This window comes from Burkholderia stabilis, from assembly GCF_001742165.1.
In the GTDB taxonomy this organism is placed as follows: Bacteria; Pseudomonadota; Gammaproteobacteria; order Burkholderiales; family Burkholderiaceae; genus Burkholderia; species Burkholderia stabilis.
In genome coordinates, this window is record NZ_CP016443.1 from 2639250 (window position 1) to 2664496 (window position 25247).

Here is a 25247-nt window from a genome sequence, read left to right on the forward strand (position 1 = left end):
GTGCACGTGAAGGCGGCAGGCTAACCGCGCGTGCCGTCGTCGCGATAGCCGTTCTTGCCGACGAAGATCTCCTTCAGCGCGGCGCGCAGCGCGACCGGGTCGTACTGGCCCGGCGCGAGATGAATCACGTAACGCGTGTGACCGTCGAGACGTGCCGCGATGCCCGGTTCGATCTCGACGTCGATCGTGTCGTCCGTCAGGCGCACCGACAGATCCTTGACGCGCCAGGTGATCTGGTCGCGCACCATCACTTCGATCAGCGCGTCGTCCGGAAAGCGCGACAACGCGAAGCAATAGTCCTGCTCCGCGTCGTGACAGTAGATGTTGGCGAAGCTTTCGTCGTCGTCGGGATCGGATATCGCCGCGCCGACGGTGGCATGAAGTTCCATGAACGTAGGTTCCTGTTTCAAGGGTTGTCTGGTGTTATCGCGGTGCGTGCGTTGCCGTTTCGATCACGCTTCCATCGCAAGACGTATCGGCGTCGCGCGCCTTCAGCCACAGCCCGAATTCGCGCATCACCTCGACGATGGGCCGCAGCCGGCCGCCGTCATCGGTCAGATCGTACTCGACCCGCACCGGCACTTCCGGATACACGGTGCGCCGCACGAGCCCCGCATCTTCGAGCGCGCGCAGGTCGAGCGTCAGCATGCGCTGCGAGATGCCCGGCATGTCGCGGCGCAGGTCGCTGAAGCGCCGCGGCCCGTCGAGCAGATACGACACCAGCAGCAGCCGCCAGCGGCCGCCGAGCAGGCGCATCGCTTCTTCAACGGAACATCCTGTCGCACTCGTTTTCATCCTGCTGAACCCTGGTCGGTAAATTTTTTGTGACTACGGCACAAACGACTGCCGTCTTCTCAGTGTGGCGTCGATGCGAGATATTAGCGCCCGCGTCGCGGCGAATCGATACACGGACAACCCACCAAGGAAACGCATGAAGCTTTATCACGCTCCCGGCAGCTGTTCCCAGGCCATCTGCATCGTGCTGCGCGAAGCCGGCATCGACGCGGAGATCGTCAAGGTCGACCCGCGCAAGCATGTCGTCGAAGACGGCAGCAATTACTACGACGTGACCGAACTCGGCTACGTGCCGCTGCTCGAACTCGACGACGGCACGATGCTGCGCGAAGGCCCGGTGATCGCGCAGTATCTCGCGGATCGGCGCCCGGAAGCCGCGCTCGCGCCGGCCTACGGCACGCTCGCGCGTTACCGGCTGATGGAATGGCTGAACTTCCTCGGCACCGAGATCCACAAGGGCTTCATCCCACTGTTGTACGCGGTGCAGGCGGGGAAGTACGTGGAGCCCGCGCGGCAGAAGCTCGACAGCCGCTTCGCCTGGATCGACCGGCAGCTCGACGGCAACACGTTCGTGACGGGCGACACGTTCACCGTCGCCGATGCGTACCTGTTCGCGCTGACCGGCTGGGGCAAGGCCGACTGGATGCGCTCGGTGTACAACACGGATATCGACCTGAGCCGGCATGAACATCTGCGCGCGTGGTACGAGCGCGTGCGGGCACGGCCGGCGGTGCAGGCCGTGCTGGCGGCGGACGGCATGTTGCGGTAACACGCGGCGGCGGTGCGCGGGCGGCTGCCGCTGCGCGCGCCGTTGCGTCGCATCGACGTGCCGCCACGCCGCAAAATGCCGCGCTATAATCGCCGCCATGAAATTGCTTCGGACCTTCATCCTGCTGCTGCTTTGCGCGGTGCTGCCCATCAGCGGGCTGGCAGCCAGCGGCCTGACCGGTGAATGTCCGATGCAGCACACGATGTCGATGGAAGCGGACACGGGCATGAACATGCCCATGTCCGCCGACATGAGCGATTGCGATTCGATGAAATCGCCATCCGCCGGCGCCACGAAGGCCAAAGCCAAGGGCATGGCCTGCAAGGTGACGGCCCAATGCCAGTTCGGCAGTCTCTATCATCCGGCCGCCCGCGCCGATATCAGCCGTCCCGCTGCATTCGCCAGCACGATCGTCTTCCACTACACGCAGTCCGTCCCGGCCCGCGACCCGAGCGGGTTGTGGCGCCCTCCACGCATCAGCTGATCCCGATTTGACCGGTTCACCGCCGTCGCGGTGAGGTTCGTCCTGTGCGCAGGACGTGGAATCCCTTTGGGTTCCGACGTTGGGGTTAGACCATGTCATTCGATTTCTGCACGCCGCGGATGCGGCGTGCGTGTCGGCGCGCGCCCGTGCTGTGGGCCGCGCTGCTGGCGGCGGGCGCCGTTCACGCGCAGCAGTCGCCATTCACGCTGGACGCAGCGCTGCAGTCCGCCACCGATCATTCCGCGTCGATGCAGGCCGCGCAGGCTTCGGTGCGCGCAAGTTCCGAAGCGGCCGTCAAGGCCGGCCAGTTGCCGGACCCGATGCTCAAGGCCGGCATCGACAACCTGCCCGTCAACGGTGGGCAGCGCTTCACCGTCGGCCAGGACTTCATGACGATGCGCCGCGTCGGCATCGAGCAGGAGTGGGTATCCGGCGACAAGCGGCGGCTGCGCTCGGCGCTGGCCGACGAACAGGTCGGCCGCGAACGCGCGGGTTATCTCGTGCAGCTTGCCGACGTGCGCCGGCAGACCGCGACCGCGTGGCTCGACGCAATCTATGCGAAGCAGGCGCTCGCGCTTCAGCAGGCGCTGCTCGATCACATGCACCATGAACTCGACGCGACGCAGGCGTCGTATCGCGGCGCGAAGGCGAGCGCGGGCGATGTCGTGCAGGCCCGCGCGATGCTCGCGCAAACGCAGGATCAGGTGCTCAAGGCGCAGCAGTCGTATCGCACCGCACTCATCGCGCTCGGCCGCTGGACGGCCGCGCCCGTCGCGGACGTAACGGGCACGCCGCCTGCGCCCGAATCCTTCGTGTCGTCGCTGCCGCCGGACGAACTGCGGCTGTCGCAACCGGCGCTCGTCGCCGCGTCGAACGACATCGCGGTCGCCGAAGCCGGCACCGCGGTGGCGAACAGCGAGCGCAGCCCGAACTGGACGTGGGAGATCGCGTACCAGCAGCGCGGCGGCGCGTATTCGAACATGGTGTCGGTCGGCGTCACGATCCCGCTGCCGATCAACCGCAAGAACCGCCAGAACCGCGACGTCGCCGAGAAAGCCGAACTCGCGACGAAGGCGCGCCTGATGTACGAGGACACGCTGCGCCAGGTGCAGGCCGATATCCGCACGCAATCCGAGACGCTGGCGAGCGGCCGCGCGCGCATCGCGAACCTGAGCGCGTCGCTGCTGCCCGCCGCCGACCAGCGCGTGCAGCTCGCGAACGCCGCCTACCGGGCCGGCACGGGTTCGCTCGCCGACACCTTCGCCGCCCGGCGCGCGCAGCTGGAAGCGCAGTTGCAGGTGCTCGATCTCAGGCGCGACGTGTCGCAGACCTGGGCGCAGCTCGAATATCAGGTCGTGCCGGCGACGCTGGCCGTCGCGCAGTGAAGGAGAACCTCATGAAGAAGCAATCACTGGCGCGCGCGGCGTTGACGGTATGCGCCGGCGCGGCGCTGCTCGGCGCAGGGTATGTCGCGGGCATGCGTCACGCGGCGAGCGGCGCGGAGGCGGCTGCGGCCGCGACGGCCCCCGACGCGGCCGATGCGAAGACGGGCCGCAAGGTGCTGTACTGGCACGACCCGATGGTGCCGAACCAGCATTTCGACAAACCGGGCAAATCGCCATTCATGGACATGCAGCTGCAGCCGGTCTATGCGGACGAAGGCGGCGGTGCGCCGGGCATCCGGATCGATCCGGGGCTGCAGCAGAACCTCGGCATCCGTTATGCGAGCGTGCGCCGGCAGCAGACGGCGGCCGGCTTCGATGCGGTGGGCACCACGCAGTTCGACGAATCGCGCGCGGACGTCGTCCAGTCGCGCGTGACCGGCTACATCGACCGGCTCTATGCGCGCGCGCCGATGCAGCGCATCGCGAAGGGCGCGCCGGTCGCGTCGCTGTTCGTGCCGGACTGGCTCGCGCCGCAGGAGGAATATCTCGCGCTCAAGCGCGGCGGAATGGACGGCAGCCTGCTCGATGCGTCGCGTGCGCGCATGCGCGCGCTGTCGATTCCCGACGGGATGATCGCGAACCTCGATCGCACCGGCCGCGCGCAGACGCACGTCGTGCTGACCGCGCCTGAAACCGGCGTGGTCAGCGAGCTGAACGTGCGCGACGGCGCGATGGTCGCGCCAGGGCAGACACTCGCGAAGATCGCCGGGCTGTCGACGCTGTGGCTGATCGTCGAAGTGCCGGAAGCGCTCGCGCTGAACGTGCAGCCGGGCATGCCGGTCGACGCGACGTTCGCGGGCGATCCGGCGCGGCACTTCACCGGGCGCATCCGCGAAGTGCTGCCCGGCATCAGCACGGAGAGCCGCACGCTGCAGGCGCGCGTGGAGATCGACAATGCGACGCTCAAGCTCACGCCCGGCATGCTGATGCGCGTGCGCGTCGCCGCGAAGGAAACCGTCGCGCGCCTGCTGGTGCCGTCCGAAGCGGTGATCGCGACCGGCAAGCGCACGATCGTCATCGTGAAGAACGGCGACGGCAGGCTTCAGCCGGTGTCGGTGACGACGGGCAACGACGTCGGTGGCGACACGGAAGTGCTCGGCGGGTTGAACGAGGGCGACACGGTCGTCGCATCGGGGCAGTTCCTGATCGATTCCGAGGCGAGCCTGAAGAGCGTGCTGCCGCGGCTGGAGCGTGCGGCCGGTGCGAGCGCGCCGGGAACGGCCGCCGCGGCATCGTCCTCCACGGCAGCAGCGGCGCCGGTCTATGAAACCACCGGCAAGGTCGAGAAGGTCACGGCCGACGACATCACGTTCTCGCATCAGCCCGTGCCGGCGCTCGGCTGGGGTGCGATGACGATGGCGTTCGGCAAGCCATCCGCGCAGGCGTTCCCGGACGTGAAGCCGGGCGAGACGGTGCGCTTCGCGTTCACGCAGACCGACGACGGCTATCGGCTGACGAAGGTCGAGCCGCAGGGAGGCGAACGATGATCGCGCACGTCATTCGCTGGTCCGTCCGCAACCGCTTCCTGGTGCTGCTCGCCACCGTGCTGATCGCCGCGTGGGGCGTGCATTCGCTGCGGCAGACGCCGCTCGATGCGCTGCCCGACCTGTCCGACACGCAGGTGATCGTGAAAGCGTCGTATCCGGGCAAGGCGCCGCAGGTGGTCGAGGATCAGGTCACCTATCCGCTGACGACGACGCTGCTCGGCGTGCCGGGCGCGAAAACCGTCCGCGCGTATTCGTCGTTCGGCGACGCGTTCGTCTACGTGCTGTTCGACGACCACACCGATCCGTACTGGGCGCGTTCGCGCGTGCTCGAATACCTGAGCCAGGTGCAGAGCCGGCTGCCGGCCGGCGCGACCGTGTCGCTCGGGCCGGATGCGACCGGCGTCGGCTGGGTGTACGAATACGCGCTCGTCGATCGCACCGGCCATCACGACCTCGGGCAACTGCGCGCGCTCAACGACTGGTTCCTGAAGTTCGAGCTGAAGGCGGTGCCGGACGTATCGGAAGTCGCGAGCATCGGCGGCATGGTGCGCCAGTACCAGGTCGTGCTCGATCCCGACAGGCTGCGCGCTTACGGGATCACGCAACAGGCGGTCGCGGATGCGCTCGGCAAGGCCAACCAGGCGTCCGGCGGCTCGGTCGTTGAGCTGGCCGAGTCGGAGTACATGGTGCGTTCATCCGGCTACCTGCGCACGCTCGACGATTTCCGGCACGTCGTGTTGCGCACGGACGCCGCCGGCACGCCGGTGCTGCTCGGCGACGTCGCGCGCATCCAGGTCGGCCCGGCGATGCGGCGCGGGATCGCGGAGCTGAACGGGCAGGGCGAAGTGACGGGCGGCGTCGTCGTGATGCGTTCGGGCAAGAACGCGCTCACGACGATCGACGCGGTGAAGGCGAAGCTCGCCGACCTGAAGCGTTCGCTGCCGCCCGGCGTCGAGATCGTCACGACCTACGACCGCTCGCAGCTGATCGAGCGCGCGGTGGGCAACCTGAAGGACAAGTTGATCGAGGAATTCATCATCGTCGGCATCGTCTGCGCGGTGTTCCTGTTCCATCTGCGCAGCGCGTTCGTCGCGATCTTGTCGCTGCCGCTCGGCGTGCTGGCAGCGTTCATCGTGATGCGCTACCAGGGCGTGAACGCGAACCTGATGTCGCTGGGCGGGATCGCGATCGCGATCGGCGCGATGATCGACGCGGCGATCGTGATGATCGAGAACGCGCACAAGCATCTCGAGGCATACGACCACGCGCATCCCGGCGAGCCAATGACGAATGCGCGGCGCTGGGAGCTCGTCGCGGCGTCGGCCGCGGAAGTCGGGCCGGCGCTGTTCTTCTCGCTGCTGATCATCACGCTGTCGTTCATTCCGGTGTTTTCGCTGGAAGGGCAGGAGGGCAAGCTGTTCGCGCCGCTCGCGTTCACGAAGACCTACACGATCGCCGCGGCAGCCGGGCTGTCGGTCACGCTGGTGCCCGTGCTGATGGGGTATCTCGTGCGCGGGCGCATTCCGCACGAGCACGCAAACCCGATCAACCGCGTGCTGATCCGCCTGTACCGGCCGCTGCTCGAAGCGACGCTGCGGCGCCCGTGGTTCGCGATCGGCGTCGCGGTCGTCGCGCTCGTGCTGACGGCGGTGCCGGTGTCGCGGCTCGGCGGCGAATTCATGCCGCCGCTCGACGAAGGCGATTTGCTGTACATGCCGACCGCGCTGCCCGGCATCTCGGCCGACAAGGCGAGCGAGCTGCTGCAGCAGACCGACCGGCTGATCAAGACCGTGCCCGAAGTCGATACGGTGTTCGGCAAGTCGGGGCGCGCGGATACGGCGACCGACCCGGCGCCGCTCGAGATGTTCGAGACGACGATCCGCTTCAAGCCGCGCAATGCATGGCGGCCCGGCATGACGCCGGAGAAGCTTGTCGACGAACTCGATCGCACGGTGAAGGTGCCGGGCCTGTCGAACGTGTGGGTGCCGCCGATCCGCAACCGGCTCGACATGCTGTCCACCGGCATCAAGACGCCGGTCGGCGTGAAGATCTCCGGGCCGGACCTGACGGGGATCGACGCGATCGCGACGCAGGTCGAGGCGGCCGTGAAGCACGTGCCGGGCGTGACGTCCGCGCTCGCGGAACGGCTGAACGGCGGCCGCTACATCGACGTCGACATCGACCGGCTCGCCGCCGCGCGCTACGGGCTGTCGGTTGCCGATATCCAGTCGGTCGTGTCGTCGGCGGTCGGCGGCGAGGACGTCGGCGAAGTGATCGCGGGGCGCGAGCGCTTCCCGATCAACATCCGCTACCCGCGCGAGATCCGCGATTCGCTCGAAAACCTGCGGCAGTTGCCGGTCGTCACCGCGCGCGGCGCGCAGATCCGCCTGGGCGACGTCGCGCGCATCACGATCGCCGACGGCCCGCCGATGATCCGCAGCGAGAACGCGCGCCTGTCCGGTTACGTGTACGTCGACCTTCGCGGCACCGACCTGCGCACGGCGGTTCGCGCGATGCAGCAGGCGGTCGCGCAGCAGGTCGTATTGCCGCCCGGCTATTCGATCGCGTGGTCGGGGCAGTTCGAGTATCTCGAACGCGCGGCGGCCACGCTGCGCACCGTCGTGCCGGTGACGCTCGTCGTGATCTTCGTGCTGCTGTTCCTCACGTTCGGCTCCGCCGCCGACGCGCTGCTGCTGATGTCGACGGTGCCGTTCGCGCTGGTCGGCGGATTCTGGCTCGTGTGGGGGCTCGGCCACGCGGTGTCCGTCGCGACGTCGGTGGGGTTCATCGCGCTCGCGGGCGTGGCCGCCGAATTCGGCGTCGTGATGCTGCTGTACCTGAAGGGCGCGCTGAAGCGCCGGCTCGACGACGGCGAACCGCTGACCGATGCGCTGCTGCTCGACGCGATTCGCGAAGGCGCGGTACTGCGCGTGCGGCCCAAGGCGATGACGGTTGCCGTCGTGCTGGCCGGCCTCGTGCCGATCATGGTCGGGCACGGCGCCGGTTCCGAAGTGATGCAGCGCATCGCCGCGCCGATGGTCGGCGGCATGGTCACCGCGCCGCTGCTGTCGATGTTCGTCATTCCCGCCGCGTGGCTTCTGCTTCAGCGCCGTCGTGTGCGAAGCGCGAGCCGTGCGCGGCATTCCGATGCAGTTCCTCACGGCATGAACGTGCCATCCACCCCAACCGGAGAGTCTCAATGAAGAAGTCGATTGTCACCACCGTTACCGTTACCGTCACCGCGCTCGCGATCGGCGCATTTGCCTTGCCTGCCTTTGCGTCCGGCGACATGTCGGGCATGGACATGTCCGGCATGAAAATGTCGTCCGGCGGTTCGGCCGAATCGAAGGCCGTGCTGACCGATGCCGAAGTGAAGAAGGTCGATGCCGCGACCGGCAAGCTCACGCTGAAGCACGGCGCGCTCGAGAACGTCGGGATGCCGCCGATGACGATGGCGTTCAAGGCGAAGGACGCGGCCATGCTCGAACAGGTTCATGCGGGCGACAAGGTCAAGGTGCGGATCGAGAACGTCAACGGCACGCTGACGATCGTGAAGCTCGTGAAGGCATCCTGATCGTCCGGATGCGGGCGGTGCTGCTTGCCCGCATCAATGCAGTGAAGCGCATCGCGCGGACGCGGTTTTCAAGGCCGCGTCCGCGCGCGTGCGCGTCTGCGCGCTTCAGCGCGCCAGCGTCAGGAACAGATACCCCGCATACCCCGCGCCGTTCGCGAGCAGCGCCCAGATCGCGAGCCCGCGCGTACGGGCATTGATGCGCAGCCAGGCGGCCGCCGCGAGCGTGATGATCACGCCGGTCAGCACTTCGGGGCGCGGCTCCCACGGCGTCAGCATGATGCCGATCGCCGGCAGCAGCGTGCCCTGGAACACCATCGCGCCGGTGATGTTGCCGAACGCGAGCGTGTCCTTCTTGCGGCGAATCCACAGCACGCTGTTGACCTTCTCAGGCAGCTCCGTCGCGATCGGCACGATGATCAGCGACAGCAGCAGCGCCGATACGCCGAGTACGTGCGACACGCCTTCCACGCCGTGAATGAAGCCCTTCGCGCCGCCGACCAGCAGTGCGAGGCCGATGAGCAGCTGCAGCGCGATCGTCGCCAGGTTGGTCGGCAACCCCACGCGCGACAGCAGCATCGCGTGCGGCGCTTCGGTGCCGTGGCCGGCGTCGACGAGCTGGTTCGACGCGCGGAACGTCATCACGACGTACATCACGTAGATGCCGACCAGCATCGCGGCGAGCAGCGCGCGCACCGCCCAGTTGTGATGCGGGACGAACATCGCGACGGTCGCCAGCGAGAACGCGGCGAGGAAGTAGTTCATGTCGCGCACGAAACCCGTGCGTTCGGGCGCGATCGTGCCGCGCAGCCCGCGCGAGCGGATCACGGCGAGCGTCATCAGGAAGGTGGTCAGCGTCGCGAGCATCAGCGGCGCGCCGAGGATCGCGCCGACGCCGATTTCCTCGTTCACTTGCTGGTTCGCCGTGCCGCCGGCCAGCGCGAGCAGCGGCACCATCGTTTCGGGCAGCGCGGTGCCGACGGCCGCGAACAGCGACCCGGTCACGCCTTCGGAAATCTTCAGACGTTCGCCCAGATGTTCGAGCGCATTGGTGAAAACCTCGGCGGCCACGAGGATCACGACCAGCATGAACGCGAGTTCGAGGAACATGAAAGTCATGCGGCACCTCCGCAGGCATGGATGCGGGCGGCGGCAGAGCGCGGGGAGCAGGCGGGGAGGAACATGGGGACTCCGTGGTCGGACGCTGACGAACCATGGCACATCCGCCGACGTCCGACCAGGAACGACGCGATGTGCCCATGGTCTCGCCAAGCCGATCAGGCCGAACGCGCCACGGCCGAAGCCGAGTGTGTTGACGCGTTCGCTTTCCGGGGGACGGAAAGCAGGCTACTCCCCAAAGACGAAGGGCAGTCTAGCCGAGCGAATTTCTTTCGACAAGCCTTCATCTCAAAAAAATATACCCCTCTACCCTATAGGGAAAGCACTTCGGAGATATACTCCCCTTCCCTATACAGGAGCCGTCGATGAGTCATACCGTTCGGGAAAAACAGAAGCTGCTGAACCGCGTGCGCCGTATCAAGGGCCAGGTCGAGGCGATCGAGCGCGCGCTCGGGACGAGCGCGGCTGCAACGAGGTTCTGCAATTGATCACGAGTTGTCGCGGCGCGATGAACGGCTTGCTGGCCGTCGTGCTGGAAGACCACATCCGCGAGCATCTGGTCGATGCGCACGAGTCCGACGCACACGAAGGCAGCGCGACCGAGCAGCTGATCGACGTGGTGCATAGCTATTTCAAGTAATCGGGGCAGAGCATGAATTCTTTCCGGGATGACGCGTTCGGCGCGGGGCATGACCATATCTTCCTCGGCGCGGCACACGAGCAGAACGAGCGGAGGACCTGGATGGTCATCGGCCTGTGCTCGGCAATGATGGTGGCCGAGATCGTCGGCGGCACGCTGTTCGGGTCGCTGGCGCTGGTCGCCGACGGGCTGCACATGTCGACGCATGCGGGCGCGATGCTGATCGCCGCGCTGGCCTATACCTATGCGCGCAAGCATGCCGACGATCCGCGCTTCGTGTTCGGCACCGGCAAGCTCGGCGATCTCGCCGGATTCACGAGCGCGATCGTGCTCGCGATGATCGCGATCCTGATCGGTTACGAGGCGGTTGCGCGTCTGCTGGCTCCGGTGCCCATTCACTTCGGCGAAGCGATTCCGATTGCCGTGCTGGGGCTCGCGGTGAACCTCGCCAGCGTGTGGCTGCTGAGCGGCGGCCATCACCACGGGCACGGCCATCACCATGGGCACGACCACGGTCACGACCACGATCATGGTCACGACGATGATGACCATCACGCGCATCACGATCACGGTTCGCAAACGGCAGCCCATCGCGACCACAACATCCGGTCGGCCTACGTGCACGTGATCGCCGACGCGGCCGTGTCGGTGCTGGCCATCGTCGGCCTGCTGCTCGCCCGTGCATTCGGCTGGGTCTGGATGGATCCCGTCGCGGGCATTATCGGCGCACTCGTCATCGCGAACTGGTCGTACGGGCTGATGCGCGATACGGGCGGCATCCTGCTCGACGTCAACGTCGATCGCAAGCTGGCGGCGCGCGTCCGTCATGCGATCGAGGCGCTTGGCGACAAGGTCAACGATCTTCACGTGTGGCGCGTCGGCCCGGGCCACATGAGCGCGATCGTGTCGGTCGAGACCGTCGATACGATGCGCGACGCGCGTTTCTACCATGGGCTGATCGAGGGTTTCGATGGCGTGTCGCACGTGACCGTCGAAGTGATGACGCCTGCGAAGGTGGCCTGACCGTGGCCGTGAAATCGCCCTGTATCGACCTGTGCGCGTTTGACGGCCGAACGGGTTTTTGTGTCGGCTGCCTGCGCACACGCGACGAGGCGCGCGACTGGAAGAAGCTGACCGACCATCGCCGGCACCAGATATTGAACGACCGCAATCGCCGCCAGGCGAAAATCCGGCGCGAGCCGGGAGAGTGAAGGCGGTCGGCGGCGGCGGTCGTCGTGCCGCGTCTGGTGTCGCACCGGCCGTCATGCCGATGCGACGGGCGACGCAAACGGCTTACCCTTGCGCGCCGCGCGGAAAGTAAAGCGCGAACGTCGTGCGCCCGTCGCGGCTCGCGACCTCGACCTTGCCGCGATGCAGCTCCATGATCGACTTGACGATCGCGAGCCCGAGCCCGGCGTTTCTTGCGGCGCCGTGCCGCGACGAATCGATGCGATAGAAGCGCTCGAAGATCCGGTCGACCTGCTCGGGCGGAATCGCGACGCCGCGATTCGTGACCTCGACGACCGCGTAGTCGGCCTGCACGGAAACCGCCAGCTCGATCGTCGACGCCGCGTCCGCGTGTTCCAGCGCGTTTGACGCGAGGTTGCTGATCGCGCGCCGGAACAACGTTGCGTCCGCAACGACTGGCGCCGTGCCGCGCACGTCGATGCGCACGCCGGCCTCGTCGGCCAGCGCCTGGAAATACGACGCGAGGCGGCGCAGCTCGCTGCCCGCGTCGAGTTCGGCGGTCTTCAGGTGCTGCCGCGCATTGTCCGTGCGCGCGAGAAACAGCATGTTCTCGATCATCCGCTGCAACCGCTCGCATTCCTCGATGTTCGAATCGATCAGCGCTTCGTATTCCTCGGTCGTGCGGGCGCGCGACAGCGTGATCTGCGATGAGCTGATCACGTTGGCGAGCGGCGTGCGCATGTCGTGCGCAAGATCGGACGAGAACTGCGACAGCCGCACGAATGCGCGTTCGAGTCGATCGAGCATCCGGTTGACCGACGTCGCGAGCTCGCGCAGCTCGACCGGGCCGCCGCGCGCGTCGAGGCGCGCGTTCAGGTTGTGCGCCTCGATACGCGACGTCTGCCGTCCGAGGCTCTCGACCGGGCGCAGGCCGCGCGACGCGACCGCATAACCGAGCGCTCCGACCAGCAGCGCGCCGACGGCCGCCGCGAGCCAGATGTCGACGCGATAGCTTTCGAGCAGCGACTGGCGATCGGTCGCCGTGCGCGCGAGCGCGACCTGGACGGCTTCGCCGGACGGCAGCGTGTCGCGCGCGTAGACGCAGCGCGACGTGCCGACACCGGGCGGCGCGCACGTGAACGGGCTGCCGGCTCCGGCGGCCTGGTGCGGCGCGGCGATCACGGCCGCGAGCGTGTGGCCGGCCGCGTCGGTGTGCTCGACCAGCGCGCGGTTCTGCGCATCGTAGATGCCGAGATAGACGCCCGGATGCGACAGCAGCACTTCATGGAACACGGCCGGATCGGCGCGCAGCGCGGCGGTCGATCCGCTCGCATGCGCGAGCTGCAGGAACTGGTTCAGCTTGCCGGAGATCTCGATGTCGTCGCGCCGCGTCAGCTCGGCGGACAGCGAGCGATAGAGGTACGCGCCGGTCAGCGCGAACACGAGCGCGGCGACGGCCGCGAACGCGAGCGTCAGGCGCCGGAGCAGCGAATACGATGCCGGGCCGCCGGTCACGAACGATCCTCGAGCACGTAGCCCATCCCGCGGATCGTGTGGATCAGCTTCTTCTCGTGCGCGTTGTCGATCTTCGCGCGCAGCCGCTTGATCGCCGCATCGACGACGTTCGTGTCGCTGTCGAAATTCATGTCCCAGATCTGCGACGTGATGAAGGTGCGCGTCAGCACCTCGCCTTCGCGTTCCGCGAGCAACTGCAGCAGCGCGAATTCCTGCGCGGTCAGGTCGATGCGGCTGTCGGCGCGCCGCACGCGGCGCTTGATGAGATCGACTTCGAGATCGGCCACATGCAGGATGTCGCGCACGTTGCGCGGCGCGCGCCGTAGCAGCGAGCGGATGCGCGCGAGGAATTCGGCATACGCGAACGGCTTGAGCAGGTAGTCGTCGGCGCCCAGTTCGAGCCCGGCGACCTTGTCCTCGATCGCCTCGCGGGCCGTGAGCAGCAGCACCGGCGTTTGCTTCTGCGCGCGCAGCCGCCTGAGCACCTCGAAGCCGTCCATCTCCGGCAGCATCACGTCGAGCACGACGAGATCGAAATCCTCGTGCAACGCGAGGAACAGCCCGTCCTTGCCGGTCTCCGCGACGTCGACCGTATAACTCGCCTCCATCAGCCCCTTCCGGAGGTACGACGCCATCTTGGGTTCGTCTTCGACTATCAGTATCCGCATGGTGAGGCTGGCTGTCCGTGATTCCAGCCGGTCAGTTTAACGCCTGAGCTTACGGCGTCGGGCGTGCGCGAATCATGACCGCCGGATGACGGAATTGTCATGAAGCGCGGCCCGCCGCTGCGCGCGCGTTTCATGAAAAACCGGTCATGTTTCGGCCATGCGGTCGTCACGCCGGCGGCGATAAGCTGCAGCCGTCTCGTATCCGGAGCACGCCTTCGCGGCGCTGCGCCGGCCCGTTCGATCGTTGCCTGCCTGATTCCGTTTCCATGTCGTACTGGCGCAAATTCATCCTCGTCGTGCTGCTGGCGCTGAGCCTGCCGATTCAGTCGTTCGCGGCTGTTTCGATGCAGTGCGCGGGCGCTGCGGTGCAGCGTGCGGAAACCGCGCCGCACGCGATGCCGGGCGCGCCGGGCAGTCATCACGATCACGGCAATCACACGACGCATGCGCCGTCGTGCTCCGCCTGCGTGTCCTGCTGCTTCGGCACGGGCATGTCGGGCGCGCTCGCGGTGCCGGCCGTCGCGGACGTCCGGGCCGCGATCGTTTCGCCGCCGCCGTCAGCCGTCGTCGTGTCGTTCCTGACCGGCGGCATCGACCGGCCGCCACGTCGGCGTCCTGCCTAGTCCCCGCGTGCGGCCGACCGGCCGCGATCCGACCTCCGTGCCGGCAGCCGCGCAAGGCTCGCCGGACGACTCACGACGAGATTCATTCATGCGACTGATTACTGCGGCGCTGCTTGGCGCGGCGGCCATCGTGCCGTCGCTCGCGCCGGCGCAAACCCTGTTTCCCGACCCGGCGGATGCCGCCGCGACGGTGCCGGACGTCACCGTGACGTCCGCGTTCGACGGCTATCGCCCGTATCGGGACGACGAAGGCCCGGGCTGGAAACAACTGAACCGGGACGTAATGGCACGACCCGCAAAGCGCGATGCGAAGCCCGGCAACACGACAGGTCACGGCGGCGTGCATTCGACACACGGAGGGGCCGCGCGATGACGCATCTTGCGATATCGCCGAGGATCGGCGCGGCCGTGGTCGTGCTCGCCTTCCTCGCGGGCTGCACGACGTTTTCGAAGGACGGCGGTTTCGACGCGGTTTCGACGGCCGCATCGGAGCGCATCGGGAAGGACGCCGTCGTCGTCAGGACGGATGCCGACCGCGCAGCCGTCGACCAGCGGACGAAGGAGCTGCTCGCGAAGCTGCTGTCGATCGACGACGCGGTGCAGGTCGCGCTGCTGAACAACCGCGGCCTGCAGGCGTCGTATGCGGAACTCGGGCTGTCGGAGGCCGATCTCGTGCAGGCGGGCCGCTTGCCGAACCCGCGTTTCTCGTTCAGCCGCACGCGCGCCGGCGACGGCGAGCTGAGTCTCGGCCGCACGTTCTCGGCGAACGTGTTCGCGCTGCTGACGCTGCCGCTCGCGACGAACATCGAACGCCGCCGCTTCGAGCAGACGAAGCTCGAAACGGCCGACGCGATGCTGAAGGTCGCGGCCGATGCGCGCCGCGCGTACGTCGAGGCCGTTGCCGCCGAGCAGGCCGCGAACTATGCGCAACAGGTGCGCGATGCCGCGGGCGCGGCTGCCGAACTCGCGCTGCGCATGCGGCAGGCCGGCAACTTCAGCCGGCTCGATTACGCGCGCGAACAGGCGTTCCATGCCGATGCCGTCGCGCAGCAGGCGAAGGCGCGCCAGCAGGCGGTGGCCGCGCGCGAGAAGCTCACGCGCGCGATGGGGCTGTGGGGCGAGCGCGCGCAGTACGCGCTGCCCGAGCGCCTGCCCGACCTGCCGGCGGCGCGCCCGGCGCTGCCCGATCTCGAACGCTTCGCGATGGCGAACCGCCTCGACATCCAGGCCGCGAAGCTGCAGACGCAGGGCGTCGCGTCGTCGCTTGGCCTCAGCAAGGCCACGCGTTTCGTCAACGCGGTCGATCTCGGCTACGTGAACAACTACGAGACCGACAAGGGCCACGAGCACGGCTACGAGATCAGCGTCGAGATTCCGCTGTTCGACTGGGGCGGCGCGAAGGTCGCGCGGGCCGAGGCCGTCTACATGCAGTCGGCGAACCGGCTCGCGAAGACGGCCATCGACGCGCGCTCCGACGTGCGCGAATCGTATGCGGCGTACGTGACGAGCTACGACGTCGCGAAACACTATCGCGACGAAGTCGTACCGCTACGCAAGACGATCTCGGACGAGCTGCTGCTGCGCTACAACGGGATGCTCGCGAGCGTGTTCGAGCTGCTGACCGATGCGCGCGAGCAGGTCGGCGCGGTCAACGGCTACATCGATTCGCTGAAGGACTACTGGCTCGCCGAAACCGACCTGCAGATGGCCGTCGGCGGCCGCTTGCCCGCCTCGGGCGCTGCGCTGCGTTCGACCCAACCCGAACCCGCCGCTGCACCGCAGCCGGCTTCCTCACCCGCGGCGCAACCGGCGCCCGCCACGCATCCGGAAGGTCATTGACATGGTGTCCCGTCGACAATTTCTCAGCGGCTCGGGCGCCGCGCTGCTCGGTGCCGCGATGGTCAGCAAGGCCGGCGCCGCGTCGCTGCCCGAAGCGCCCACGATGGCCAAAACCGGCACGCAGCCGCCGCTCGTGCCGCCGAACGGCCGCCCCTATACGCCCGTCGCGACGCTGAACGGCTGGACGCTGCCGTGGCGGATGACGAACGGCTGGAAGGAGTTCCACCTGACGGCCGAACCCGTCGTGCGCGAGATGGCGCCCGGCATGAACGCGAACCTGTGGGGCTACAACGGCCAGTCGCCGGGCCCGACGATCGAGGCTGTCGAAGGCGACAAGGTTCGCATCTTCGTGACCAACCGGCTGCCCGAGCACACGACGATCCACTGGCACGGGCTGCGGCTGCCGAACGGGATGGACGGCGTCGGCGGCCTCACGCAGCCGCACATCCCGCCGCGCAAGACCTTCGTCTACGAGTTCCAGCTCGAAGCGCACGGCACGTTCATGTACCACCCGCATGCCGACGAGATGGTGCAGATGGCGATGGGGATGATGGGCATGTTCATCGTGCATCCGAAGGATCGCGGCACGATGCCGGTCGATCGCGATTTCGTGTTCCTGCTCGCCGCGTACGACATCGATCCGGGCAGCTACACGCCGCGCGTGAACGAGATGACGGATTTCAACATGTGGACGTTCAACTCGCGCGTGTTCCCGGGCATCGATCCGCTGCCGGTGCGTGCGGGTGATCGCGTGCGGATTCGTTTCGGCAACCTGACGATGACGAACCATCCGATCCACCTGCACGGCTACAGCTTCGAGGTTGCCGGCACCGACGGCGGCTGGATTCCGCCGGCGGCGCGCTGGCCCGAAGTGACGGCCGATGTCGCGGTGGGGCAGATGCGCGCGATCGAATTCACCGCCGATCGCCCCGGCGACTGGGCGTTCCATTGCCACAAGTCGCATCACACGATGAATGCGATGGGCCATCAGGTGCCGAACCTGATCGGCGTGCCGCAGAAGGATCTCGCGCAGCGCATCGGCAAGCTCGTGCCCGACTACATGGCGATGGGCAGCACCGGCGGCGCGATGGGCGGCATGGAGATGCCGCTGCCCGACAACACGCTGCCGATGATGACGGGCACGGGCCCGTTCGGGCCGCTGGAGATGGGCGGCATGTTCACGGTGCTCAAGGTCCGGCAGGGGCTCGGCCGGAACGACTATCGCGATCCGGGCTGGTTCAGGCATCCGAAGGGCACCGTCGCATACGAATACACCGGCGAATTGCCGGACGGTTGAGCAGCAACGGCACGCGGCGGCCGAGCCGATGCGGCCGCCGGTTTCATTTCATTCACTCTGGAGCAAGCACGATGAAGAAGGCACTGGTTTCGATGGCAACGGGTTGCGCGCTGGCGTTTTCCGCGGCGACGTACGCGGCCGGCGACATGGCCGGCATGGACATGAGCGGCGGCGCGAAGCAGGGCGCGAGCGCGGCGAGCGGCATGTCGCACGGCGAGATCCGCAAGGTCGACACGGCCGCGGGCAAGCTGACGATCAAGCATGGCCCGCTGGACAACCTCGGGATGGACGCGATGACGATGGTGTTCAAGGTGAAGGACCCGGCGATGCTGTCGCAGGTGAAGGCGGGCGACAAGATCGACTTCGTCGCCGAGGACGTGGACGGTGCGCTGACCGTCGTTCAACTGCGCAAGCCGTGATGCCGGGCATGCACATGAAGACCACGACGCTCAACCGACTGGCCGGCTTCGTCGCGGCCGGCATGATTCTCGCCGCCGCACCGGTCGCGGCTTCGGCGCACGGCAAGCTGGAAAGCGCCGCGCCCGCGTCGGGCAGCACGATCGACACGGCACCCGATACGTTGCGGCTCACTTTCAACGAGGACCTCGAACCGGCATTCAGTTCGGTGAAGGTGTCGGATGCGAGCGGCAATGCCGTCACGCACGAGAAGGCGAAGGTCGATACGTCGAACCCGCGCGTGATGACCATCGCGTTGCCGAAGCTCGCAGCGGGCGCATACACGGTGCAATGGGCGGCGATGACGGCCGACGCGCATCGCACGAAGGGCGCCTATACGTTCAAGGTGAAGGAATGAACGACGGCTTCGTCGGCCTGCTGCGCCTCGCGTCGGTGGTGATCCAGAACGCCGGGTTCGCCGTCGTCGTCGGCGCGCTGCTCGGCAGCCACTGGCTCGCGCGCGGCGCGTCGGCGTGGCAGCGCGGTGTCGGGCGGCGTCTCGTCGCGACGCTGCGCCTCGCGTCCGTCGTCTCGCTGTTCGCCAGCATCACGGCGTTCTGGGCGCACTGCGCGCTGATGAGCGAAGTGCCGCTGCTGGAAGCCGGGCCGGCCGTCTGCGCGATGCTGGCCGGCACCGGGTTCGGCCACGCGTGGCTGGCCGGCGCCGCGTTCATGGTCGTCGTCGTGCTGCTGTCGTTCGTCAGGCGCGCGAACGACACGCGCGTCCTGTCGTTCGCGACGTGGGGCGCGCTCGCGTGCGTCGCGCTTGCGCGCAGCAACGGCGGGCATCCGGTCGATGCGGGGCTGTTCAGTGTGCCGGTGTGGATCGACTGGCTGCATCTGCTGGCGATCAGCACGTGGGTCGGGCTCGTGCTCGTGACGGCGTTCGGCGTGATGCCGCGGCTTGTGGCGATGCCCGCGAGCGAACGCGCGACCGGCGCATCGTTCGTGCAGGCGCTTTCCGACGCGTCGACGTATGCGCTCGTCGTGCTGTTCGCGACCGGCGCGTACAACGGATGGCGCGGCGTCGATACGCCCGCGAACCTGTTCGCGTCGGGTTACGGGCAGATCCTGCTGCTCAAGCTCGCGCTCGTGCTGTTCGCGGCGATGCTCGGCGGACACAACCGGTTCTTCGGGATGCCGAAACTGCTGGCCGCGATGAACGATCAGGCGGCCGCGTTGCCGGTCGTCGCGTTGCGGCGGTTCGGCGCGGTGTTGCGGATCGAGGCCGTCGTGCTGGCCGGCGTGCTGATGGTGGCGGCCGTGCTCGTGTCGAGTGCGCTGCCGGGGACGGTGTAGCGTAGTACGGGGGAGGTTTCTATGGAATCAGTGTGCACCCTTTCACTCCGTTTCGGAACAGGAGCTCGACATCGAACTGGTGCTCGAAAATGATGGGCATTGGAATTCTGCGCTCTGGTTCGGCTTCGGATAATGCTCTCGGAAATGCAGATGCAGAGTAGCGAAGGACGCGAATCTTCGGAGTTGTTCCCTTTCCCACCATTTTTCTGGTCGGGCATCGAAATTCACGATGTCCGACCACGCCACGCGTTGTTTCCGTGCCGACTCGGACAGGCAATGGAGTGTCCGGTGCTTCAATCATTCGGAAACTGGATCGGGTGCTCGTTATATATCGTGGGCCTACGAAATCAGGGGCCTCGTCGAACATAACCTGCATGGAAACGTCGATCTTATCGAGGAAGATCGTTTCGTTTATATGGTGTGGGCGTATGTAGAGCGTACATGCGCCGTTGTCCGGTGCGCCGCAAGCATCCGATGTTTGGAGCATGATGCCCGGATTGAAATGGTCGTTGATCCAGGTAGCAGCGCAAAGCACGGCAAGGCTGATGAGTAGCGGTGTGAAAAAGGAATAAGCAAGCGGGGCATCGTCGTTGCGAGGTCCTGCTGTTCCATGTCGCTGTGATGTACGGTTCGCAAGCTGTGACCACGCGAAACTCGCGAAGTACGTGAGCAAAATAATGCATACCGCTATCACTGAGCTCGACGAAGGATCGAAGCCAAGCCGTCGCGCAATCCAAACCAGCAATATGATCGGGAGTGTCACCGCCGTGTATCGAATCAAGCAGAGCGCCGCGATAAACGACGAGAACACAAGTTGCCGATATCTGCTTGTGGTCGCTGACCTCCGCCATACGCCCAGGAATACAACCAACCCATATGACAGGGTGGAGAAAACAAGAGCGATGGCGAATTCGAGTGTTTGGCGACTGACTGTCGGATTGCTGAATGACGCACGAGGAACGATCGACACCCAATCCTCGGCGATACCCAATGCAAGGCGCCCGACTCCCGGATAGCCATTGATGCCGTGACGTATGTCTAGGACATTCAAGCTCAAGGACATCATTAGCAGAATGGATGTTGCTGTCGCGAGCACCAACGCAAAGCCTGAAAAATATCGACAACGGTTGATTGGCTCGGGCACCACGGCGATGTCGTCGAAACGGGTGAGATGACTCGCCCATTTGTACGTTGTCCATAGCCGCTGAACTTCGGCGACGGTGTCGGAGACCACCCGGGGGATTTCTTTGAAATTCACGGTATTTGGAATGCGTAGGAAATGAGTTTCGTGACGCTTCGGAGCGCGTTGTGTGGTCGTGTGACTCCGCTGGATCAATGACGAATCCAGGCGAGGATCACTTTTGGTGAAACAACGTGACGAGGTGATTCCGGTGATGTGGCACCTTTAATGACGGACGATCTTCAACATTCTTTAGGGTGTCTGTTGAGCGAGGTATTGATGGATCGCTCTCGGGGCGCGCTGTTGACTGATACGGACCGTCTGCCACGCACGCTTTGCTATTGCCGGCGGACGGAGCAAGCGTGAGCTGCATCCCGGGCTCAAGTCGGGAACGTGGCGTTCTTCTCTTGCGGCGACCGGGAAAAATTACATCTACCCATCAATTTATTACCAAAAACTGTCATTGAGCGCCGCTAAGCTTTCGCCACCCTCACAACCGGGATTTCCCGTCATGCGCTCGACAATCCGCCTGTTTGCCCCGCTATTGCTTCTGCCCGCGCTCGCTACGCCTGCGCTCGCCGCTACCGCCGCACCCGTCAGCCCGAACTGCGGCGGCAGTACGACGCCGATCGCCGATATCCAGGGGCCGGGCGCGCCGTCGCCGCTCGCCGGCCAGAACGTGTCGATCGAAGCCGTCGTCACCGCCGATTTCGGCGGCACCGATGGCTTCGGCGGCTTCTTCGTCCAGCAGGCCGACGCGCAGCGCCGCAACCAGCCGGGCGTGTCCGAGGGCCTGTTCGTCTATGCGCCGAAAGCGCGCGCGAAAGCGGGCGACCTCGTGCACGTGACGGGCAAGGTCGAGGAGAAATACGGGCAGACGCAGCTCACGCTGTCGGGCGCGATCGCGGTGTGCGCGAACGGCCAGACGGTCACGCCCGCGACGCTCACGCTGCCGGTCGACAACCCGAGCGTGTTCGCCGCGTATGAAGGGATGCTCGTGCGCCTGCCGCAGACGCTGAACGTCACCGACAACTACGAACTCGGCCGCTACGGCAGCGTGATGTTGAGCAACGGCCGCCTGCGCACGCCGACGAGCGTCGTGCCGCCCGCACAGGCGCAGACGCAGATCGACGCCAACGCGCGCAACCGCCTGATCCTCGACGACGGTTCGAACAAGCAGAACCCCGCGACCGTGCCGTATCCGGCGCCGGAACTGTCGGCCGCGAACACGCTGCGCGCGGGCTACACGGTGCGCAACGTCGAAGGCGTGCTCGAAGTGCGCTACGGCGCATGGCGCGTGCAGCCGGTGCCGGGCGCGACGCTGCCGACGTTCGACACGCGTGCGAACCCGCGCACCAACGCGCCCGCACGCGATCCGAAATCGAACCTGCGCGTCGCGTCGTTCAACGTCCTCAACTACTTCAACGGCAACGGTCTCGGCGGCGGCTTCGACGATCCGAACAACCGCGGCGCGAAGAACTTCCAGGAATTCCAGCGTCAGGAAGCGAAGATCGTCAGCGCGCTGAAGGCGCTCGACGCCGACGTGATCGGCCTGATGGAAATCCAGAACAACGGCTACGGCGAACTGAGCGCGGTGCGTCAACTCGCGGCGAAGCTCGGCAATCACTGGCGCGTCGTCGATCCGGGCACGTCGCGTCTCGGCGGCGATGCGATCGCGGTCGCGATGATCTACGACAGCCGCAAGGTCGAACCGGTCGGCCGCGCGGCGACGCTCGCGATCGACGACAAGAACCGCCAGCCGCTCGCGCAGTCGTTCCGCCGCATCGGCGGTAATCAGGCGCTGACCGTCGCGGTCAATCACCTGAAGTCGAAGAACTGCCCGGACGCCGCGAACGACGATCTCGACCAGGGCGACGGCCAGGGCTGCTGGAACCCGACGCGCACGCGCGCGGCGGCGAAGGTGGCCGACTGGCTCGCCGGCTCGCCGACGGGCGTCGCGGGCCAGGGCGTGCTGCTGATCGGCGACTTCAACAGCTACACGTACGAAGACCCGATCCGCACGCTCGAATCGCGCGGCTACCGCAACCTCGTCGCGCGCTGGATCGGCGCGAATGCGTACAGCTACGTGTACAACGGCGAAGCCGGTTATCTCGATCACGCGCTCGCAACGCTGCCGCTCGCATCGCACGTGAAGGCCGTGCACGAATGGCACATCAACGCGGACGAGCCGCTCGCGCTGCAGTACACGCTCGCGTACAAGTCGGCCGAGCAGCAGAAGACGTACTACGCGCCGGATGCGTATCGTTCGTCGGATCACGATCCGGTGCTGATCGATATCGCGCTGCCGGGCGGCGGGCATTGATGGCGGGTTGAATGAAGACGATGCGCGGCGATACGACATGCCGCGCATCATCTGCGCGGAAAATGCCGTCGAATATCGGGTAAATAATGCCGCGCCAAACCGGTATGCATTAACGGAATCGGTATTTTGTGGATGGTGAGGCGCATGCAGGCACCCGGATTGAAGAATGGCTGAAGTGAATCGGTTCGTCGAATGACGTATGCGCACCGCACCGCCGGCTTAATCGATTCCCGATAATTAAAATGAAAGAAAAATCCAGTCAATCTGAAGGGTTTTGAGGCGCTGCATCAATACGGGCAAGGCTTGTAGGTTGTGCTGGAAAATTAAAATATTCGGCGAATCATTGTCGATAAGGCGCAGCTTGCACGAATAATCATTTTTTCTTTCAAATCCCAGACACTTGCGGCCCTTCGCATCATTACGGGATTTTTAATATCGGAATGATCTTTGACAACGCGGCGCAGCACCGCCTATTTTGTCGATGTCGTAAATTTCGGTAATCAGAAAAGAAGTCCAAACTGCAGGGGGCGGTTCAAGCACGATTCTCGCCAGCAGTTTGCTGTGTCTGTATCACGTTCAGTCTCTTGAAGCAGTCCGATCCCAACCGCCTTGTGCGCGAGTGGCGGGTGTTGCTGCGCGTCTCGCCAGTGAAGGCGGCCTTTGTGAAGTGGTATTCGAACCAGGCACAAGGATAGAGATGAAACCAGACAGGAGCTGTACCGGCAGCCGCCGTGATCGTCACGGCCGGTTGGCCGGGCTAGGCGCATTGACCGTCATGACACTGGCGCTCGCGGCATGCGGCGGCGACGATTCGTCGTCCGTCGGCGCGTCCAGCCTCGCGCAGGCCACGGCCAGCCAGCAGGCCAGCGCGCAAGCGGCCGGCAACCAGGCGCCGGCGGCCAACCAGCCTTACGTCGATCAGGTCGCGTATTCGATGAACGCGACCGACGGCCTTGCCGCTGCGCAGGTGTCGGAGAAAGCGGCGGTCATGCATTACCAGTGGAAGTCGGGCGGCACGACCGTCAACTACACGACCACCACCGGCCACCTGACCGCGCAGGACGCGAACGGCAATGCCGAAGCGTCGATGTCGTATGTCGCGTACACGGCGCCGAGCACGAACGGCAAGCCGCGTCCCGTCACGTTCGTGTATAACGGCGGCCCCGGATCATCGTCGATCTGGCTGCGCCTCGGCTCGTTCGCGCCGACGCGCGTCGCCACGCCCGATCCGCTGTTCGGCAACAACTGGCCGAACTATCCGCTCGTCGACAACGCGGAGAGCCTGATCGACACCACCGACCTCGTGTTCATCGACCCGCCGGGAACCGGGCTGTCGGAAGCCGTGTTGCCGAACACCAACCAGAAGTACTGGGGTTCCGATGCGGACGTGAACATCATGCGCGACTTCATCCAGCGCTACCTGAACGTCAACAGCCGCAGCAGCTCGCCGATCTATCTGTATGGCGAATCGTATGGCACGCCGCGTACCGACATGCTGGCGCTGGCGCTCGAATCGGCCGGCGTGCACCTGACGGGCATCGTGCTGCAGTCGGCGATCCTGAACTACTTCGCGGATGCGGTGGAAGCGGTGGCGATCACGCAGTCGACGGAAGGGCTGCTGCTCGAAACCGATACCGTGGCCGGGTATCTGCCCGGGTATGCGGCGGTCGCGGCGTACTTCAACCAGGTGTCTCCTGCGCCGGTGAACCAGGGGCTGTATGCACTGCAGACCGAACTGTTCACGACGCTGATCTACAACCAGCTGCAGAAGTATTCGCAGTCTTGGGTGTTGAGCCAGCTCGGCATTCCGGACGCGCTCGGCACGCCGGTATTCCCGAGCGATGCGACGCTCAGGTTGTGGTCGATACCGTCGAGCCTGACGCAACAGGCGCTGCGCGGCTACTTCAACGCGAATCCGTTCGGCACGAGCCTGCTGCCCGGCACGACGATCGGCCGGTATGACGGACGCGTGTCGCTGCCGAATTCCGATCCGCGCCTGCAGAACGACGGCGATCCGTCCGACATCCTGATCTCGCAGCCGTTCACGAACGCGCTCGCGACACAGATGCCGGATTACCTCGGCTACACCGCGCCGAACGCGACGTACCTGCCGCTGAACGACAACATCATCGGCGTATGGGACTTCACGCACGACGGCCAGCCGATGCCGGACACGATCCCCGATCTGCTCGGTGCGCTGCAGCTCAACCCGAAGCTTCGCGTGCTCGCGGAGAACGGCTATCACGATCTCGCGACGCCGTTCTTCAACACCGAGAAGCAACTCGCGCGGCTGCAGACGGTGAAGGGCCTCCATGCGAAGCTGCAGGTGAATTTCTTCCAGGGCGGCCACATGATTTACCTGGACGACGTTGCCCGTCCGCAGATGAAGCGTGACCTGAAGACGTTCTACAAGGGCGCGCGGATTCCGACGGCGCTGACGCTGCACACGCTGCCGCCGCCGTGGCCGGACGAGAACCCGCCCAGCGTGCCGACCGGCAGCGTGCCGGGCGCGACGGCCGCGACGACGCTGGCAGCGGCCCCCTGAGCGA

The 25247-nt window shown here is 66.1% G+C and carries 23 protein-coding genes, 1 pseudogene and 1 riboswitch; of the genes and pseudogenes, 18 read left to right on the forward strand and 6 right to left on the reverse strand.

The window, feature by feature from the left end; all coding sequences use genetic code 11:
* Positions 1–20: 20 nt before the first annotated feature.
* The gene (locus BBJ41_RS29635) at positions 21–389 is read right to left on the reverse strand and encodes a hypothetical protein (protein WP_069749736.1); all 369 of its coding nucleotides are present in this window, start codon (positions 387–389) and stop codon (positions 21–23) included.
* A 34-nt stretch (positions 390–423) separates the two neighbouring features.
* Positions 424–795, reverse strand: coding sequence for a winged helix-turn-helix transcriptional regulator (locus BBJ41_RS29640; protein WP_069749737.1), 372 nt, complete (start codon positions 793–795; stop codon positions 424–426).
* A 136-nt stretch (positions 796–931) separates the two neighbouring features.
* On the opposite strand from BBJ41_RS29640, the gene gstA reads away from it, so the two are divergent.
* From gstA to BBJ41_RS29670, 6 genes are all read left to right on the forward strand, one after another.
* A complete protein-coding gene (gstA, locus tag BBJ41_RS29645) occupies positions 932–1564 on the forward strand; it encodes a glutathione transferase GstA (protein WP_069749738.1) in 633 nt (210 codons plus the stop codon).
* 97 nt (positions 1565–1661) lie between these two features.
* A complete protein-coding gene (locus BBJ41_RS29650) occupies positions 1662–2048 on the forward strand; it encodes a hypothetical protein (RefSeq protein ID WP_069749739.1) in 387 nt (128 codons plus the stop codon).
* 92 nt (positions 2049–2140) lie between these two features.
* Positions 2141–3433 carry a TolC family protein gene (locus tag BBJ41_RS29655; protein WP_069749740.1) on the forward strand — a complete coding sequence of 431 codons (1293 nt, stop codon included), beginning with the start codon at positions 2141–2143 and terminating at the stop codon, positions 3431–3433.
* Between the two features lie 11 nt (positions 3434–3444).
* Positions 3445–4980 (forward strand): efflux RND transporter periplasmic adaptor subunit, encoded by a 1536-nt coding sequence (locus BBJ41_RS29660; RefSeq protein WP_069750430.1) that lies wholly within the window; start codon positions 3445–3447, stop codon positions 4978–4980.
* Positions 4977–8183, forward strand: coding sequence for an efflux RND transporter permease subunit (locus BBJ41_RS29665; RefSeq protein WP_069749741.1), 3207 nt, complete (start codon positions 4977–4979; stop codon positions 8181–8183). Before BBJ41_RS29660 ends, BBJ41_RS29665 begins: the two co-directional genes overlap by 4 nt.
* Entirely contained in the window at positions 8180–8554 is a 375-nt protein-coding gene (locus tag BBJ41_RS29670; protein ID WP_069749742.1) for a copper-binding protein, read from the forward strand. The genes BBJ41_RS29665 and BBJ41_RS29670 overlap by 4 nt, the downstream gene beginning before the upstream one ends.
* Positions 8555–8659: 105 nt before the next feature.
* Here BBJ41_RS29670 and BBJ41_RS29675 read toward each other — a convergent pair whose 3' ends face one another.
* Positions 8660–9670, reverse strand: a complete 1011-nt coding sequence (locus BBJ41_RS29675) for a sodium:calcium antiporter (RefSeq protein ID WP_069749743.1) — start codon at positions 9668–9670, stop codon at positions 8660–8662.
* Positions 9671–9750: 80 nt separating this feature from the next.
* A riboswitch (yybP-ykoY riboswitch) is annotated at positions 9751–9919 on the reverse strand.
* Positions 9920–10035: 116 nt separating this feature from the next.
* Here BBJ41_RS29675 and BBJ41_RS29680 point away from each other — a divergent pair.
* From BBJ41_RS29680 to BBJ41_RS29690, 3 genes and pseudogenes are all read left to right on the forward strand, one after another.
* Positions 10036–10310: pseudogene (locus tag BBJ41_RS29680) on the forward strand (metal/formaldehyde-sensitive transcriptional repressor).
* Between the two features lie 12 nt (positions 10311–10322).
* Positions 10323–11333 (forward strand): CDF family Co(II)/Ni(II) efflux transporter DmeF, encoded by a 1011-nt coding sequence (gene dmeF / locus BBJ41_RS29685; RefSeq protein ID WP_069749744.1) that lies wholly within the window; start codon positions 10323–10325, stop codon positions 11331–11333.
* A gap of 2 nt (positions 11334–11335) precedes the next feature.
* Positions 11336–11521, forward strand: a complete 186-nt coding sequence (locus BBJ41_RS29690; protein ID WP_083282014.1) for a DUF1289 domain-containing protein — start codon at positions 11336–11338, stop codon at positions 11519–11521.
* A gap of 82 nt (positions 11522–11603) precedes the next feature.
* Here BBJ41_RS29690 and BBJ41_RS29695 read toward each other — a convergent pair whose 3' ends face one another.
* Together BBJ41_RS29695 and BBJ41_RS29700 are read right to left on the reverse strand one after the other, a co-directional pair.
* Complete coding sequence (locus tag BBJ41_RS29695) at positions 11604–13013, reverse strand: heavy metal sensor histidine kinase (protein WP_069749745.1); 1410 nt, start codon at positions 13011–13013, stop codon at positions 11604–11606.
* Positions 13010–13681 carry a heavy metal response regulator transcription factor gene (locus BBJ41_RS29700; protein WP_069749746.1) on the reverse strand — a complete coding sequence of 224 codons (672 nt, stop codon included), beginning with the start codon at positions 13679–13681 and terminating at the stop codon, positions 13010–13012. The genes BBJ41_RS29695 and BBJ41_RS29700 overlap by 4 nt, the downstream gene beginning before the upstream one ends.
* 266 nt (positions 13682–13947) lie before the next feature.
* On the opposite strand from BBJ41_RS29700, the gene BBJ41_RS29705 reads away from it, so the two are divergent.
* The 7 genes from BBJ41_RS29705 to BBJ41_RS29735 all read left to right on the forward strand — a co-directional run bounded on the left by BBJ41_RS29705 (position 13948) and on the right by BBJ41_RS29735 (position 19195).
* Positions 13948–14304, forward strand: coding sequence for a hypothetical protein (locus BBJ41_RS29705; protein ID WP_069749747.1), 357 nt, complete (start codon positions 13948–13950; stop codon positions 14302–14304).
* 88 nt (positions 14305–14392) lie between these two features.
* A complete protein-coding gene (locus BBJ41_RS29710) occupies positions 14393–14677 on the forward strand; it encodes a hypothetical protein (protein ID WP_069749748.1) in 285 nt (94 codons plus the stop codon).
* Positions 14674–16143, forward strand: a complete 1470-nt coding sequence (locus BBJ41_RS29715; RefSeq protein WP_069749749.1) for a TolC family protein — start codon at positions 14674–14676, stop codon at positions 16141–16143. The genes BBJ41_RS29710 and BBJ41_RS29715 overlap by 4 nt, the downstream gene beginning before the upstream one ends.
* 1 nt (position 16144) lies before the next feature.
* The gene (locus BBJ41_RS29720; protein ID WP_069749750.1) at positions 16145–17440 is read left to right on the forward strand and encodes a multicopper oxidase family protein; all 1296 of its coding nucleotides are present in this window, start codon (positions 16145–16147) and stop codon (positions 17438–17440) included.
* Positions 17441–17511: 71 nt separating this feature from the next.
* The gene (locus BBJ41_RS29725) at positions 17512–17859 is read left to right on the forward strand and encodes a copper-binding protein (RefSeq protein WP_069749751.1); all 348 of its coding nucleotides are present in this window, start codon (positions 17512–17514) and stop codon (positions 17857–17859) included.
* A gap of 14 nt (positions 17860–17873) precedes the next feature.
* Positions 17874–18254: a copper homeostasis periplasmic binding protein CopC gene (gene copC, locus BBJ41_RS29730; RefSeq protein ID WP_069750432.1), complete on the forward strand. Its 381-nt coding sequence runs from the start codon at positions 17874–17876 to the stop codon at positions 18252–18254.
* Complete coding sequence (locus BBJ41_RS29735; RefSeq protein WP_069749752.1) at positions 18251–19195, forward strand: copper resistance D family protein; 945 nt, start codon at positions 18251–18253, stop codon at positions 19193–19195. Before copC ends, BBJ41_RS29735 begins: the two co-directional genes overlap by 4 nt.
* 19 nt (positions 19196–19214) lie before the next feature.
* Here BBJ41_RS29735 and BBJ41_RS40745 read toward each other — a convergent pair whose 3' ends face one another.
* Positions 19215–20453 carry a hypothetical protein gene (locus BBJ41_RS40745; protein ID WP_156814897.1) on the reverse strand — a complete coding sequence of 413 codons (1239 nt, stop codon included), beginning with the start codon at positions 20451–20453 and terminating at the stop codon, positions 19215–19217.
* Between the two features lie 433 nt (positions 20454–20886).
* Between BBJ41_RS40745 and BBJ41_RS29740 the strand changes: the two genes are divergently transcribed.
* Together BBJ41_RS29740 and BBJ41_RS29745 are read left to right on the forward strand one after the other, a co-directional pair.
* Positions 20887–22698 (forward strand): ExeM/NucH family extracellular endonuclease, encoded by a 1812-nt coding sequence (locus BBJ41_RS29740; protein WP_069749753.1) that lies wholly within the window; start codon positions 20887–20889, stop codon positions 22696–22698.
* 697 nt (positions 22699–23395) lie between these two features.
* Positions 23396–25243 (forward strand): S10 family serine carboxypeptidase-like protein, encoded by a 1848-nt coding sequence (locus BBJ41_RS29745; RefSeq protein ID WP_069749754.1) that lies wholly within the window; start codon positions 23396–23398, stop codon positions 25241–25243.
* The last annotated feature ends 4 nt before the right edge of the window (positions 25244–25247 follow it).

Coding starts and splice junctions, on each gene's coding strand:
- BBJ41_RS29735 (WP_069749752.1), top strand. CDS start 18,251: ATGAACGACGGCTTCGTCGGCCTGCTGCGCCTCGCGTCGGTGGTGATC.
- BBJ41_RS29740 (WP_069749753.1), top strand. CDS start 20,887: ATGCGCTCGACAATCCGCCTGTTTGCCCCGCTATTGCTTCTGCCCGCG.
- BBJ41_RS29640 (WP_069749737.1), bottom strand. CDS start 795: ATGAAAACGAGTGCGACAGGATGTTCCGTTGAAGAAGCGATGCGCCTG.
- BBJ41_RS29655 (WP_069749740.1), top strand. CDS start 2,141: ATGTCATTCGATTTCTGCACGCCGCGGATGCGGCGTGCGTGTCGGCGC.
- copC (WP_069750432.1), top strand. CDS start 17,874: ATGAAGACCACGACGCTCAACCGACTGGCCGGCTTCGTCGCGGCCGGC.
- BBJ41_RS29670 (WP_069749742.1), top strand. CDS start 8,180: ATGAAGAAGTCGATTGTCACCACCGTTACCGTTACCGTCACCGCGCTC.
- BBJ41_RS29710 (WP_069749748.1), top strand. CDS start 14,393: ATGCGACTGATTACTGCGGCGCTGCTTGGCGCGGCGGCCATCGTGCCG.
- BBJ41_RS29725 (WP_069749751.1), top strand. CDS start 17,512: ATGAAGAAGGCACTGGTTTCGATGGCAACGGGTTGCGCGCTGGCGTTT.
- BBJ41_RS29705 (WP_069749747.1), top strand. CDS start 13,948: ATGTCGTACTGGCGCAAATTCATCCTCGTCGTGCTGCTGGCGCTGAGC.
- BBJ41_RS29665 (WP_069749741.1), top strand. CDS start 4,977: ATGATCGCGCACGTCATTCGCTGGTCCGTCCGCAACCGCTTCCTGGTG.
- BBJ41_RS29635 (WP_069749736.1), bottom strand. CDS start 389: ATGGAACTTCATGCCACCGTCGGCGCGGCGATATCCGATCCCGACGAC.
- BBJ41_RS29660 (WP_069750430.1), top strand. CDS start 3,445: ATGAAGAAGCAATCACTGGCGCGCGCGGCGTTGACGGTATGCGCCGGC.
- dmeF (WP_069749744.1), top strand. CDS start 10,323: ATGAATTCTTTCCGGGATGACGCGTTCGGCGCGGGGCATGACCATATC.
- BBJ41_RS29720 (WP_069749750.1), top strand. CDS start 16,145: ATGGTGTCCCGTCGACAATTTCTCAGCGGCTCGGGCGCCGCGCTGCTC.
- BBJ41_RS29700 (WP_069749746.1), bottom strand. CDS start 13,681: ATGCGGATACTGATAGTCGAAGACGAACCCAAGATGGCGTCGTACCTC.
- BBJ41_RS29745 (WP_069749754.1), top strand. CDS start 23,396: ATGAAACCAGACAGGAGCTGTACCGGCAGCCGCCGTGATCGTCACGGC.
- gstA (WP_069749738.1), top strand. CDS start 932: ATGAAGCTTTATCACGCTCCCGGCAGCTGTTCCCAGGCCATCTGCATC.
- BBJ41_RS29650 (WP_069749739.1), top strand. CDS start 1,662: ATGAAATTGCTTCGGACCTTCATCCTGCTGCTGCTTTGCGCGGTGCTG.
- BBJ41_RS29715 (WP_069749749.1), top strand. CDS start 14,674: ATGACGCATCTTGCGATATCGCCGAGGATCGGCGCGGCCGTGGTCGTG.
- BBJ41_RS29675 (WP_069749743.1), bottom strand. CDS start 9,670: ATGACTTTCATGTTCCTCGAACTCGCGTTCATGCTGGTCGTGATCCTC.